Annotated in this window: 13 protein-coding genes; 10 read left to right on the plus strand and 3 right to left on the minus strand. The window is 49.6% G+C overall.

The window, feature by feature from the left end:
• Positions 1-222 precede the first annotated feature (222 nt).
• From GRF59_RS26945 to GRF59_RS26955, 3 genes are all read right to left on the minus strand, one after another.
• Positions 223-435: a TM2 domain-containing protein gene (locus GRF59_RS26945; protein ID WP_160500885.1), complete on the minus strand. Its 213-nt coding sequence runs from the start codon at positions 433-435 to the stop codon at positions 223-225.
• 113 nt (positions 436-548) lie between these two features.
• Positions 549-1,673 (minus strand): cytochrome P450, encoded by a 1,125-nt coding sequence (locus tag GRF59_RS26950; RefSeq protein ID WP_160500807.1) that lies wholly within the window; start codon positions 1,671-1,673, stop codon positions 549-551.
• 91 nt (positions 1,674-1,764) lie between these two features.
• Positions 1,765-2,478 (minus strand): TetR/AcrR family transcriptional regulator, encoded by a 714-nt coding sequence (locus tag GRF59_RS26955; protein ID WP_237392077.1) that lies wholly within the window; start codon positions 2,476-2,478, stop codon positions 1,765-1,767.
• 143 nt (positions 2,479-2,621) lie between these two features.
• On the opposite strand from GRF59_RS26955, the gene GRF59_RS26960 reads away from it, so the two are divergent.
• The 10 genes from GRF59_RS26960 (at position 2,622) to GRF59_RS27005 (ending at position 13,973) form a co-directional block, all read left to right on the plus strand.
• Positions 2,622-2,807: a DUF3934 family protein gene (locus GRF59_RS26960; RefSeq protein ID WP_160500808.1), complete on the plus strand. Its 186-nt coding sequence runs from the start codon at positions 2,622-2,624 to the stop codon at positions 2,805-2,807.
• Positions 2,808-2,825: 18 nt separating this feature from the next.
• Positions 2,826-3,278: a HEAT repeat domain-containing protein gene (locus GRF59_RS26965; protein ID WP_160500809.1), complete on the plus strand. Its 453-nt coding sequence runs from the start codon at positions 2,826-2,828 to the stop codon at positions 3,276-3,278.
• Between the two features lie 51 nt (positions 3,279-3,329).
• The gene (locus tag GRF59_RS26970; RefSeq protein ID WP_160500810.1) at positions 3,330-3,617 is read left to right on the plus strand and encodes a hypothetical protein; all 288 of its coding nucleotides are present in this window, start codon (positions 3,330-3,332) and stop codon (positions 3,615-3,617) included.
• A 190-nt stretch (positions 3,618-3,807) separates the two neighbouring features.
• On the plus strand, positions 3,808-4,737 hold the full coding sequence (locus tag GRF59_RS26975) for an ArsR/SmtB family transcription factor (RefSeq protein ID WP_160500811.1): 930 nt from the start codon (positions 3,808-3,810) through the stop codon (positions 4,735-4,737).
• A gap of 138 nt (positions 4,738-4,875) precedes the next feature.
• Positions 4,876-6,645 carry a glycoside hydrolase family 2 protein gene (locus GRF59_RS26980; RefSeq protein ID WP_202128904.1) on the plus strand — a complete coding sequence of 590 codons (1,770 nt, stop codon included), beginning with the start codon at positions 4,876-4,878 and terminating at the stop codon, positions 6,643-6,645.
• A gap of 354 nt (positions 6,646-6,999) precedes the next feature.
• Entirely contained in the window at positions 7,000-8,646 is a 1,647-nt protein-coding gene (locus tag GRF59_RS26985) for a 3-keto-alpha-glucoside-1,2-lyase-like domain-containing protein (RefSeq protein WP_160500812.1), read from the plus strand.
• A 271-nt stretch (positions 8,647-8,917) separates the two neighbouring features.
• Positions 8,918-10,231: an ABC transporter substrate-binding protein gene (locus GRF59_RS26990; protein ID WP_160500813.1), complete on the plus strand. Its 1,314-nt coding sequence runs from the start codon at positions 8,918-8,920 to the stop codon at positions 10,229-10,231.
• A gap of 108 nt (positions 10,232-10,339) precedes the next feature.
• Complete coding sequence (locus tag GRF59_RS26995) at positions 10,340-11,263, plus strand: carbohydrate ABC transporter permease (protein WP_160500814.1); 924 nt, start codon at positions 10,340-10,342, stop codon at positions 11,261-11,263.
• 12 nt (positions 11,264-11,275) lie between these two features.
• Entirely contained in the window at positions 11,276-12,088 is an 813-nt protein-coding gene (locus GRF59_RS27000; RefSeq protein ID WP_160500815.1) for a carbohydrate ABC transporter permease, read from the plus strand.
• Positions 12,089-12,128: 40 nt separating this feature from the next.
• Positions 12,129-13,973: a sensor histidine kinase gene (locus GRF59_RS27005; protein WP_160500816.1), complete on the plus strand. Its 1,845-nt coding sequence runs from the start codon at positions 12,129-12,131 to the stop codon at positions 13,971-13,973.
• Positions 13,974-13,978 lie beyond the last annotated feature (5 nt).

Here is a 13,978-nt window from a genome sequence, read left to right on the forward strand (position 1 = left end):
CGGTGGGGCGAGGAGCATCAGAGGTTTACGGAACGGTCGGAGCAAATTTGCTGACTGAATCCTCCATCAATAAAAAACATCTGCATCCGTTTATCCCGGGGCAGATGTTTTTTGTGCAGGGGAAGCTAGATAGGGCAGAGGACGAGGAAGTCCCCGAACTCTATAAGTCCATGCTAATCATGCAATTCATGCAATGCTTAATTTCGGTATCCCGGAACGTCTTTATCGATTGTATATGGCGTCGAATTCTTCATCGCTTTTTACTAAATATAATATCCCTTCGATGAGGCCGATGATGGATGGAATTCCTGTCCAGCTGAAAATCAAGTAGAGAATTCCCATCCCGATTTGTCCTAGATAAAATTTATGGATCCCCAAGCCTCCAAGCAAGATGCCTAAGATACCTGCCGCTACTTTGTTTTTCATTTCATTCAGTCTCCTTAAATTTCACTTAAGATAAAGAATATGACTTTTTCGGTGTGATATTCATCATCGGATGAGGAATTTATGGAGTCAAGCATGTCTGTGGCACTTGATGTTCGTGGAATCTATTTTAATATAATCGGCAGTTCCTTCAGCGCGAACATCATCGTGCTGTCCATGCGCTCAAGCTCTTGGGAACGGTCACGGCGGAAGTTCGGGAAGCGGTCCAGCAGCGTTTCAATCGCAATTCTGGATTCGAGGCGGGCAAGCTGGGACCCCAGGCAAAAGTGAATACCGCTGCCCAATCCCAGATGCGGATTCGGATTCCGGTGGATGTTGAATTCCTCCGGCCGTTCGAATACGTCCTCATCATGGTTGGCCGATGCCATCCAAATGTGCACGAACTGGCCTTTCTTCAGTTCCTGCCCCCGCAGCACGGTGTCCTCTTTGACCTGACGGAACATCTGCTGAACCGGCGAGAAGTACCGGAACGTTTCTTCGATCGCCCCGGGGATTAACGTCCGGTCGGCGAGCAGCTGCGAACGCACTTCCGGCAGACTGTCGATCCCGAGCATGGCTGAAGAGATCAGGTTGGTTGTCGTCTCGTTGCCGGCGACAAGGAGAAGGATGCAAAAGCCGATGATTTCCATATCGCTTAATTGTTCGTTACCGATGCGGGCCTGCACCAGTTTGGTGATCAGATCATCCTGCGGATGGCGGCGGCGATCCTCGGCGATCACCGAGAAGTACTCGCTCATCTCTTCCTGGCACTGGTAATAGTTGTCCGCGTGGTCCCCGACCAGCGCATCGGACCATTCTTTGAATTTCTCCCGGTGCTCCATGGATACGCCCAACATATCTGCGATGACAGTGATGGGAAGAGGGCTGGTGAAATCGGCAACGGCATCCATATGGCCTTTTTTCTCTGCCTCATCCAGGAGCGATGTTGTAATGGCTTTGATCTTGGGGGCAAGTGAATCGATTACGCGCGGCGTAAAAGTCTGGGAAACCAGCTTTCGCAGCTGACGGTGTTTCGGCGGGTCCTGGCGTAGAATGCTGTATTCGAGCGGTTCCTCGGAAGAGGGGGAGCCTTGGGAAGAAAAAATCTCGTAATTCGTGAAGACTGCTTTGACATCCTCATACTTGAACACGTTCCAGACTTGTTGATTTTCGGATTCGATCACCGGGGAATCGTTGCGCATCTGTTTGAACCAATCCAAAGACAGCAGACCGTTCTCGTTCCATTCCATGTTAAGGCACCGTCGCTTTCGTAAGAGATTTTTTTGAAATGAACATTTTTGAACTGACTGGTCAGTTTTTTTAATCTTAAAAAAAAGCATGTTATTCAATAGAAATAAACATGCCTTTGGTAATGATGTTAAAGACGAAACGTTCGAGATCATCGCGCGAGTATTCATTCGGATGGCTGAGATAATAATTGCATGTGCTCTCCAGCGTGCCGATGACGCTTGCAGCCGCCAGATTCGTGTCCACGTCGGGGTGGATGAAATTTTCGCATTTCGATTCTTCGAGAATTGAAGCCAAGAAACGGAGATGCTCACGCCGCAGCTCCTTCAACTCTTCGAGCACATCCTGTTCGATTCCGTTCGAAAGCTCGTTAAACACGATATGCGAAAAATGGCGCGATTCAAGGAATAAATCCAGGTGGTGGCGGATAATCCGCAAAATCTGTTCTTTGATCGGGAGCGGGGTGTTTAGATCCGCTTGGGTCCGCTGCATGATATCCTCAAAGCCCTCTTTCACCATCGTTTTGAACAGCTGGGATTTCGAAGGGAAATTGTAGTATAGCGTTCCTTTGGCAACTTGCGCCCGTAGGGCAATTTCGTCCATGCTGGCACGGTGGTATCCGTTTTCGGAGAATACTTCCATGGCTGCACGTAGAATTTTATCTTTACTCAAGGTTAATCTACCTTTCACAAGCATGATTTCGGACAAACGTTCAATCTGACTGGTCAGTACAAAAATAAGATACCATGTCAGGGAAAATGTGTCAAACAGAACTCGTGCGGATGCATCGCCGGACTTTGCTTTCATTAATTACGTTCCGTTTATTGCTTTTTCCATGTGTATCATGTACATATTGAGCATAGTGGTGTATATTTCAACTTGCTGGTTAATTAATCAGAAGAAATGGATATGACTAAACCAAGAACACTATACATTAACGGAGTGATCAATTGAGTAAATCAAAAGGCAAGGGTGGAACAGGCCGAGGAACGGGTAAAAAGGGCTGGACCCGCTGGGATGCGAAAGCCCGCCGGATCAAAAGCGCCCCGAAGCCTTATACCAGTAAAGGCACGAAAAAATCCGGCGAAGCTGGTGGCGAAGGACTAGACAAAAACGACAGCGCAAAGCGCGGCTGACATTCATAAGGAGATGGCATGCAATTGGAGAATACAGAACCGGAAGTGAACGTGGCAAGTGATTTGCCGGAAAATTACAACGAGCTGAAAAATTCAGCGAACCGCACGGCAAACTGGAGAGAGCGTCTGGAAGCGGTCGAGCAGCTGGGACAATGGAAAAGCCAGCAATCCATCGATATTCTGAAACGCAGATTGGATACAGATCCGGTTTACCAGGTGCAGGAGGCAGCTTATGAGAAGCTGAGCGCATGGGGAGAAGAGGTTGAGAAACCGAGCCGCAGCAAGTATGATGTGGTTAAGGGCATTCAGAAAATTCTCTTGCGTGTGAAGAAAAGCCTTCCTAGAAACCACTCATATGAAGAGTTCAAGGAAAAGCTGAAAAAGATGAGAATCGACGTATACGACACGTACGAAGGGGATAAAGGCGCTGATTTTGATACATGGCTTGAAGGCATGTGGAAATCTCTATAGGGTTAACCCAATATAATATTTAGGAGTGGTATTCTGAGAAAGCAAAAACCAATGTCATTTGACGATCTGTTGAAAGAGCTGCAAGGACAAAAAACGGTCCAGGAAGATCCCGATCACGTACCGCTGAACGAATTGTTTCATGAGTCGTTTATGCGGAAGCATTCTTCCTCCAATAGTTTTGGGGAGTTCGTGGAGAAGGGCAATTTCCAGATCGAGACCTATGAAGATATCGATAACATCCCTGACGAGTTGTTTGACCGGCACATTTCCAGAGAAACCGACTTCGCGGACTGGAAATCCATGTTGGATCAAGCCAATGCGGAGTATAAAGGGAAGTAAGAGGACGTTCTGCGTCTAAAGCATTGATGAAAAGAGATAAAGAGTGCATCCGGTACCGGATGCGCTTTTTTGACATAAAGAGGGGATTTCATCAGTAACTTGGGCAGAGAGCTTGTCCAGTAGACTGAATCAAATCAATATTGTTAAAATGAAGAAACGCATAAGACCAATAATAATCGGAGTGATCGTTATGCTGGAACTTTCTATGGAGCGTCCCGAGGAGCTAGTGAAGGTAACCCATGCACTCTCGACGGGACTAAGGCTGAAAATGATGGAATTGCTGAATACCCGGAGAATGAATGTGGCCGAGCTGGCGGAAGCTTTGGGTATCCCCGTCTCGACGGCAGCATCGAACGTGAAGGTGCTCGAACAGGCGAAACTGATCGAGACGGAGCTGCTGCCTGCATCGCGCGGCGCAATGAAAGTATGCAGCCGTATGTATGACGATATTAAAATTAATATGAATGTTCCGAATCGTAAAGGAAGCGATCCTAACGAATGCTACGAAATTGAAATCCCCATCGGCAGCTTCACCGCTTGTGAAGTGGCTCCGACCTGCGGCATGGTCAGTGAGGAAGGTCCGATTATCGTTGAAGATTCGCCTTCGGGATTTTTTCATCCCAACCGGTTCCGCGCTCAGCTGGTTTGGCTTCGCAAAGGATATCTCGAATATCGTTATCCGCTTGAAATTCCGCAGGGCGCACAGATTCGAATGATAGAGTTCTCGATGGAAATATGCTCTGAAGCGCCCAATTATGATAATGACTGGCCATCGGATATTACGTTATGGATCAATGGCATTGAGATTGGCACTTGGACGTCACCTGGCGATTTCGGCGGGCGGCGCGGAAAGCTGAACCCGGCTTGGTGGAGCGACAGCGGTACGCAGTTTGGTTCCCTCAAAACGTGGAGCGTGGACGACCAGCGGAGCACGCTGGATCAGAACGAGACTTCTTCAGTTACGTTGGATCAGCTGGATCTGACAGGCCGAAGCTATGTGGATATGCGGATCGGGGTAAAGGAAGAGGCCGAGTTCAAAGGCGGAATGAACCTTTTCGGAAAGCGGTTTGGAGATTATGAGCAGGATTTGATCATGAAAATTCACTATACGTCAGGCTGAGCTTGCTGCGAAGAGCAGAAGCTCTTTTTTTGTTGGCACGCATTGACTTTTGGAATGAGGGGCCCTATTCTGAAACTATTAATACAATAATTTTGTAATAAAACAATATTTATGTATGAAAAGGAGTGCAGATGGATCATGACGACTCTCAAGTACATCAAGGATTACCCGAGGCCGCAATTCGTCCGGGATGCATGGCAAAGCCTGAATGGAGAATGGGAATTCCGCTTCGATGACGCCAATGTGGGCGAGAAAGAGAACTGGCAGGAGGACCTGCAGGGCGACTTGAAGATTCAAGTGCCTTTTACATATGAAACGCAGGCCAGCGGGATCGGTGAAGAAGCCTTTCATCCCTACGTATGGTATCAGCGCGATCTGCAGCTGCCGCAGAATGTGCAGAGTCAGCGGGTGAGACTGAATTTTCAGGCGGTTGATTATGTGGCTAAAGTCTGGGTAAATGGCCGCTTTGCCGGGCAGCATCAAGGCGGGTACGCCGCATTTTCATTCGATATCACGGATTATTTGAAGCAGGACGCAGGCGCCCCGAACCGGATCGTGGTGAAAGCGGAAGATAGTCAGAGCTGCACGCAGCCGCGGGGAAAACAGCGGTGGGTGGATCAAAATTTCGAATGCTTTTATGTGCAAACGACGGGGATTTGGCAAAGCGTATGGATCGAGTATACGCCTGCTTCCTACATTCAGGCCGTTAAAATCACACCGGATCTGGATAACCGTTCGGTCCGGTTCGAGTATCAAACCCATAAGGCAGCGGCTGCTTCCTCTTCGCTTCGGTTGGAGACACGGATTAGCTACCAGAATAAGACGCTCAAGCAGGCACAGCTTCACATCGATCGTCCATGGCTGCAATTGGACGTGGATTTAACGCATGAAGTGAATGGGCCGTGGAAGATCATCGCCTGGTCGCCGCAAGCACCGAATCTGTACGATGTAGAGTTTATTTTATATGAGAATGACGTCGTGATCGACCGGGTGTATTCCTATTTTGGACTGCGCAAAATCTCGATTGAACAAGGGAAGGTACTGCTAAACAATACGCCGGTGTATCAAAGGCTGATTCTGGATCAAGGTTATTGGCCAGGGAGCCATTTGACTCCGCCATCGGAAGAAGCGCTTATCGAAGATATCGATGCGATTCTCGCCATGGGGTATAACGGCGTCCGCAAGCATATGAAAATCGAGGATGCCAGATTCCTGTACTGGTGCGATGTGAAAGGGTTGCTGGTTTGGTCGGAGATGGCAGCGACGTTTGAGTTTAACGATGAGGCAGTGGAGAACTTCACGAAGGAATGGACGGAAATCGTAAGACAGCAGTATAATCATCCGTCGATCGTGACCTGGGTTCCGTTTAATGAGTCCTGGGGCATTCCGCAGATTTTAACGCATCGGAAGCAGCAGCAGTTCACCGAAGCCGTCTACCATCTGACCAAGTCCATCGATCCGCATCGCCCGGTGATCGTGAACGATGGGTGGGAGCATACGGTTAGCGATATCATTACCCTGCATGATTACGAGGAAAAGGGGCAAGCATTGCTGGATCGGTATGCGGACCCCAAGACGCTGCTTGGCGGAGGCATTTCGTTCAACAACTGGAAGTACGCCATGGCGCAGGGATACGAATACCGCGGGCAGCCGGTGATAGTCAGCGAATTCGGGGGAATTGCCTTCCAGTCTGCGACCGGCTGGGGTTACGGCAATCAGGTATCCGGCGAGGAAGCTTTTATCGAGAGGTTCCGGAGTATCACGCAGGCGATTAAAGACATCGATTATATCTGCGGGTACTGCTATACCCAAATTACGGATGTCCAGCAGGAAGTGAACGGTCTTCTTACGGAGGATCGGCAGCCTAAGATTCCATTGGATGTGATAAAAGAGATCAACCTGTCTTAGAACCGTCCTCAAAAATAGAACTTATTCGGGAAAGCCTGATCTGATGGTTGTCGGATCAGGCTTTCCTATGCTCAAGCGTAACAATGTCCACCCTTTAGAACAATCCCGACCCTATTTTTCGTAAAAATCGTAACATTGTTCCCCAAAAGCATGCCGATTTTCGGTTCAAGGACCCATCCATACATATTACACTTGTGAAAAAAGAAAGCCCTTACATATAGATTGGAACGATCGGCTGGTCATGCTGCGGCTAGGGCGCCTGAGACGGGAGGTGAGGAATTAAACGGTTCATTGCAAGGAGTAAATTGGTATTCACCTAAATCGCAATTCAATCCAGTTCAGGAGGGAAATCATTTGAAGCGAAAACTATTTACCTCGTTTGCCGGTTTTTTGTGCTTGATCATGATGTTTGCAGCAATCCCGGCCTTTGCCGCGGCCAATGGCCCGATTGTCTGGGGCTCCTCGTCCACCATCACGGACATCAAAACATTCGCGGATGCCGGGACTGACGCACGGGGCCTGAGACCGGGCACTTTCGGGGCCGAGTATGCGCGCATGGTGAAGCTGGCGAACGGAGATTGGCTGGCTGTTGCCGCCATTTACGATAATAACGGATACACCAAAGTCTCCTGGGGCGGAACGCGGCTTCAAGTATTCCGCAGCACGGACAACTGTCGCACATGGTCGCTTGCAGCTACCTTATGGGAAGACGGACGCGACCTGGATAACGGTCAGCTCCTTCAATTGCCTAACGGGGATATCCTGCTCGCCATGCGATCCGTGCGTTGGCAGGAATCGTACCAGATCAGAGTCTATAAGAGCGTGAACGGAGGCTCCAACTGGAACTACCTGAGTACCATCGACGAGAATACCGGTGCCCCTGGATCGCTGGGGAATCCGGACAAGGGCGTATATGAGCCGCATATGCAGCTTCTGAATGACGGATCGGTTGCCGTTATGTATGCGAATGAAAAGCATGTCACCGAGAATCCCTCCTATAGCCAGTTGATTTCCGAGAAGATTTCCACGAATGGCGGGGCCAGCTGGGGGAATGAGATCTACGTCGCGTGGGATCCGGCCAACGCGGGCGCTCGCCCGGGCATGCCGGTATGGACGAAGATGACCAATGGGCAGTATATCGTCACGTTTGAAGTCTGCGGTACCCAGAACTGCGAAATTTTCACCAAAAAAAGCACGGACGGGAAGACTTGGGCGAGTGGCATCGGAACGAAGGTATCCACGAATCAGCATGGCGGACCGTATGTCCTGTCGCTCAGCGACGGCCGGCTTGTCCTCAGCTCCAACTCCAATGTGCTCTCGCTCAGCAATGATTATGGAGCAACGTGGTACAACAACGATATTCCCGCGTTCGGAAACTCGTGGTGGGGCGCTCTCTACCAGACCGGACCCAATGAAATCGCCATGGTCAATTCCGTGGAGCGAAGCATCGGCGGACATAATGTTCAGGTCAAGTTTGGCACTTTAACGAGTTCATACGCGAATGATTTTGCCGCGAATGACAATGGCTGGGTCCACTATGGCGGAACGTGGTCTGTCAGCGGAGGCACCTATAACCTGAATTCTGTGAATGCGGATAAATCGGTGCTTACGCCGTATCCATCCAAGATGAGTTATACCCTTGAAGGGGATATCAAGTTGAATAATGCAGGTCAAGGAAGCTTGATCTTCAACGTGACGAAACCATCGGCCGGGGCGGATCAGCAGTCCGGTTACGGGGCGGGCATCGATTCTACGGGAACCGTCTGGTTAGGACGCTTTAACAATAGCTGGACACAGCTTCAATCGGTGAACACGGCCATCGCAACCAACACGTGGTACCATATGAAGGTGGTCGTGAACAGCGGAAACATCAAAGTGTATGTCGGAGATATGACGACGCCCAAAATCAGCTATAATGATGCCGTATATACCGGCGGCACGATTGGCGTACGCGGAGGATTCAACAACAGCGTCAGCTTCGACAATATTAATCTGAATTAGATCGAACACAAAAGAGCCCTTCAAGGGCTCTTTTTCTGTTCCATCTCATAATGCCTGTTGTATACCTTACGTTTTGACACCTACCTTAACATCGTCTACCTATAGAGGCACCAGGGAAAAAAACATCTGTGATTTGTTCCCTAAGGATCGGCTTTTTGTCGGTTCTTGCACGGCTCCGATCCAGGTAAAGTAAGTGTTGAAGAAAGCACTTACATAAAAAATGAAAGGGCTTTCCCAAGCAAATACTTTTGCACGAGAGGGTTGGTCAAATATGAAGATGAGAAAGAAATTTACAGGTCTCTTAACGGCCGGGTTGACGCTTGCCTTGGTCATGTCAGGCTGTTCGTCCGGCACCAAAGACGGCGGCACATCTAGCTCAGCTGGCACCGAAACGCCAAAGACGGAGAACACAGGCAGCAGTCCCGTCGAGATTACCTTCTGGAATATGTTCGGAGGCGGGGAAGGGGATTTCGTGGATCAGATCATCAAGGGCTACAACGACTCCCAAAAGGAAGTCACGGTAAAACAATTGCGCCTGGAATCGAACGAGTACTACGCCAAGCTCAGTACGGCGCTATCTTCGTCCAAAGGTCCCGACGTTGCTGTAGCGCATGTGGACCGGATCTCGCCGTTCGTGAAGGCGAAGCAGATTGTACCCGTCGATGAATTGGCGAGCAAGGTAGGTTTTGACCTGAATCAGATTACCGAATCCAACATGAAGAGCGTTACCTATGACAGCAAGCCTTATGCCGTACCGCTGGATACGCACTTCCATATGTTCTATTACAACAAGGATATCTTGAAAAAGGCGGATCTGCTGAATGAGGACGGCACGCCGAAGCTGGGCGAGATGACGCCGGAAGGGTTCGAAAAGACGCTGGCCGATATTCATGCCAAAGTGCCGGATGTGCAGGCACTTGCCGTGAACACGCCTTATTTCCAGGAACCGTTCCTGAACCTGTATTACGAAGCAGGCGGGGATATTCTGAACCCGGATATGACCAAGGCCGCCATCAATAATGATAAAGCGCTGAACGTCTTGAATTTCTACATGGATCTTTATAAGAACAAATACAGCGATCTGAATGATAAAACGCCTTGGGATACGTTCCACAACGGTAAAGCAGCGTTTTGGTTCGGTGGCGTTTGGGAAGCCGGACTGCTCCTCGGCGATCAATCGCTGAATATCGGCGCGATGCCGCTTCCGCCGATCTTTGGCAGTCAGACGCACTGGGCCAGCTCCCATACGCTTGTCATCCCTTCGTACGTGTCGCCGGAGAAACAAGAAGCCGCGGTCAAGTTCATGAAGTACTTCTCTGAAGTCGGTGGCAAGACATGGGGGCAGGCAGGACATGTGCCGGCAAACAGCAACGTTACGGCGAGTGAAGAGTACAAGAGTCTTCCATACCGCAGCGAATTCATCGAGGCTCAGAAGACGGTAAAATTCGCTCCGCCGACAGACAAATACACGACCATCATCACGACGATTTCAGAATCGCTCCAGAACATCATTTTCGGCAATGAGACGCCGAAAGACGGACTGGCGAATATGGAGAAACAGATCAACGAAGTGCTGGATAACTAGGTGTAGATAGGAGGGGAAGCGACTTGGCCCGAGCGGCAGGGGAGCTTCTTCTCCTTTAGATATCGAAAGAAAAACAACCGCTAAAGGTACAACTGAGGAGAATGACCAATGGAGACGAAGTTGAGAGAAGGCAAGGGGTCTGTGGCGCTGCGCAAGTCAGAGCCTTTGCGCATACGAACTGAACTGAAAGCAATCATTTACCTGATTCCGTTCCTGGTGCCTTTTGCGGTGTTCTATCTGTGGCCGGTATTACGGGGAGCATGGATGAGTCTGCATGTATGGGGCATTCAGGGGATGGAGAAATACGTGGCCGTCGCCAACTACAAGAAGATCTTCGCCAATTCGGATTTTTATTTGTATTTGTGGCACTCTTTATATTTCGTGTTGCTGTGCGCGCCTACCGTGATCATTCTGGGGCTGGTGCTGGCCCTGATCATTAATCAGAATATCTGGATGCGAACACTCATCCGGTCGGTTTTCTTCCTGCCGTATGTATTGTCCGTTTCCGTGATCAGTTTTATCTGGCTGCGCCTGTTTGATGCGAAAAATGGACCGGTGAATGCATTTCTGCATTTAATCGGACTTCCCGGAGACATCAACTGGCTCACGGACCATCGATTCGTCTGGTGGGCCATTACGATAGCGACAGACTGGTGGACGGTCGGATTTGTCATGGTGTTGTTCCTTGCGGGCCTGCAGGAGATTCCGACCGATCAATACGAAGCGGCCAAAATCGACGGCGCGAATGCCTGGAAGAGATTCCTGCACATCACGCTGCCGGGATTGTCCAAAGTCATGAAAATCCAGATCTTTTATCAAATTATCAGCAGTCTGAAGCTGTTCGGCCAGGTGCAAATCATGACCGGAGGCGGACCCGGCGACACTACAAATACGATGATCCGCTACATCTACGTGACCGGATTCAAAAAAGATATGTTCGGTCTGGCTTCTGCGCAGTCGATGATCTTCTGCTTCATCATGCTGCTTATTGCCGTCATTCAATTTAAAATGACCGACCGGAAAGACGGATAAGGAGAGAAGAACATGAATAAGACCCTGTTGAATATCATCGCCATCGTGCTAGCCATTTTGTTTGTTTTTCCGCTGATCTGGATGCTTCTCGTCTCTCTGAAGCCTGACGGCGTGAATGTCTACAGCTTATCGGATTGGGTGAACTGGTCTGATCTGAATATAGATAACTATGTCAAAGTCGTCCGTGACTCGCATATTTTGCGCTGGACCTGGAACAGCTTGGTCATCGGCATCCTGACGACCGTCATTTCGATTCTGTTCAGCTCGCTGGCGGCATTCGCATTCTCGAAGCTGCCTTTTCGGACCCGGGGAATCTTTTATGTCATCATTGTCTCGGGGCTGCTGATTCCGACGGAAGCGATATTGATTCCGCTCTATGAAACAGCGCTGCATCTGAAGCTGATCGATAATATTTGGGCGATTATATTGCCGGGACTTACGAACCCGATCGGCATTTTGTTATTGAAGTCGTTCATGGATGGGGTACCGAAGGATTATATCGAAGCCGCGCAAATCGACGGCAGCCGGAACTTCCGCCTATGGTGGAGCATTTGCCTGCCTCTGACGCGCTCAGCGATGGTGTCGGTGGGGATTTTCTTCTTCATTCTATCATGGAACAATTTTCTATGGCCGTACCTGTCGATCACGTCTGAGGAAAATATGATTCTATCGGCAGGGCTCCCAACCTTTTTGTCGAATAATACAATGTCCTTGAACCTGATCATGACAGCAAGCGCCATCGCGGCGATTCCGACCATTATTGTCTTCATTCTGCTTCAGCGCCATATTGTCCAAGGCGTTTCGATGTCGGGTGTCAAGGGGTAAGCATAGTCGGCAGATTTCTTCAAAAGAAAGGGTTACGCGCATGACCCATCAACCTGGCAAGACGGTAAAATCACTCTGGATTCGCGTTCGATCCTGGATGAAAATATGGAAGAGCAGCATACGTTATAAATGGATGCTGCTTTTATTTCTGTTCTCCTTGACCCCGCTGGTCGTCATGGGGATTATTTCATTTTCGATCTCCAAATCAACGATTAACGATAAAGTAACGGAATATTCGGAGCACTTATTGAATCAAACCGCGGACAATCTCGATACCCGCCTGGGCATTTACAAAGATATGATGATGCAGGTGCTGAACAACAACGAGATCGTAAATATGCTGCGGACGCTTGATCAAACCGACCCTGCCCGTTACGATGTGGATAGCTTGTCGCTCACGACGAAGCTGTCGACGATTGTGGCGATTAACCAGGACGTGCAGTCGATATCGTTCGTTTCCGAGAAACATTACATCAAGGGGATCTACCGCTGGAGCAAGCGGACCCGAAACGAAGTTATCCCTTTTTTGGCGACGCTGGAGGATGGCAGCAATTTTCGTTGGTATTCAACCCGCTATGGAACGTATGTCGACAGTCTGAATTCTCAGAGCGCGCATGTCTTTTCCTTGTCCAAACAGCTGTATAAAACGTCCGATGACAGTCCGCTCGGCATTATTGCCGTACTGGATATCCGGGAAGATGTGATCAAAGAGCTTGTGTCGAAGGCCGTGAGCAACAATCAGGACTTGCAAAGCTTCGTTGTGGATGGCCGCGGGCAGCTGGTCTCTTATCCGGATAATCAATGGATCGGCAAAAACGTGGCCGGGGTGCTCGGGCAAAGCGGTTATGAAAAAATCATCCATTCGGGTTCGGGGGAACAACGGTTTCCGCTCACCTACAAGGGCAATCACCTCATCGTGAACGTGAAAAAGCTTCATACCAACGACTGGATGGTCGTTAATGTCATTTCCAAGTCTGCGCTGTACCAGGATTCGAACCGCCTGCTGCAAGTGATTCTGATCATTGCCCTGCTTTGTATTGTCTTCTCGATCATCACCGCCATGCTGCTGGCCAACTCGATCACGAACCCGATCCTGAAAATGATCCGTCTCATGAGGCAGGTCATGTCCGGTGAGTTGACGGTTCGTTATAAAGCCAAGCGTCGGCATGACGAATTCGATATTCTGGGTAATAATTTCAACTATATGGTGACGCGCATCGATGAGCTGCTGAAGGCCGTGTATGCGGAGCAAGACCAAAAGCGGATTGCGGAGCTGAAGGCGCTGCAGGCGCAGATTAACCCGCATTTTCTGTATAACACGCTGGATATCATTAAATGGACGGCGCTGATCCAAAAGGCCAACAATGCGGCGGAAATGGTAAGCCTGCTCTCACGGCTGCTTCGGATCAGTCTTGGCAAGGGCGAGGAGACCGTAACCGTCGCGGAGGAAATGGAGCATGTCCAATGCTATTTGGGCATTCAAAAGTTCCGTTTCAATTTCAATATCGAGACCGTGGTCGAAATGGAAGACGATGTCAAGCTGCTGCGTACGCCCAAGCTCATTCTACAGCCTATTGTCGAGAACGCGATCATGCATGCTTTCGAGGACCAGGAGTCCGGGGGCAGAATCCATATTGCCTGCTTCAAGGTGCCGGGTGAAGGGCTGCGGTTCGAGGTGACGGATAACGGAAAAGGAATGGAGCTGGCATTTGCGCGGACTCTGCTGACAGAACAGACCGTGAGCGGCGAAAAATCAGGCGGGATCGGCCTGGCCAACGTGGATGAACGAATGAAGCTTATTTGCGGGAAAATGTATGGAATCGAAATCGAAAGCGAACCCGGAATCGGAACCATAATCAGGATTAGGCTTCCTTTGATGACGTAGAGGGG

Origin of the sequence: Paenibacillus dendrobii (genome assembly GCF_009807035.1) — a bacterium.
Lineage (GTDB): Bacteria > Bacillota > Bacilli > Paenibacillales > Paenibacillaceae > Paenibacillus_AQ > Paenibacillus_AQ dendrobii.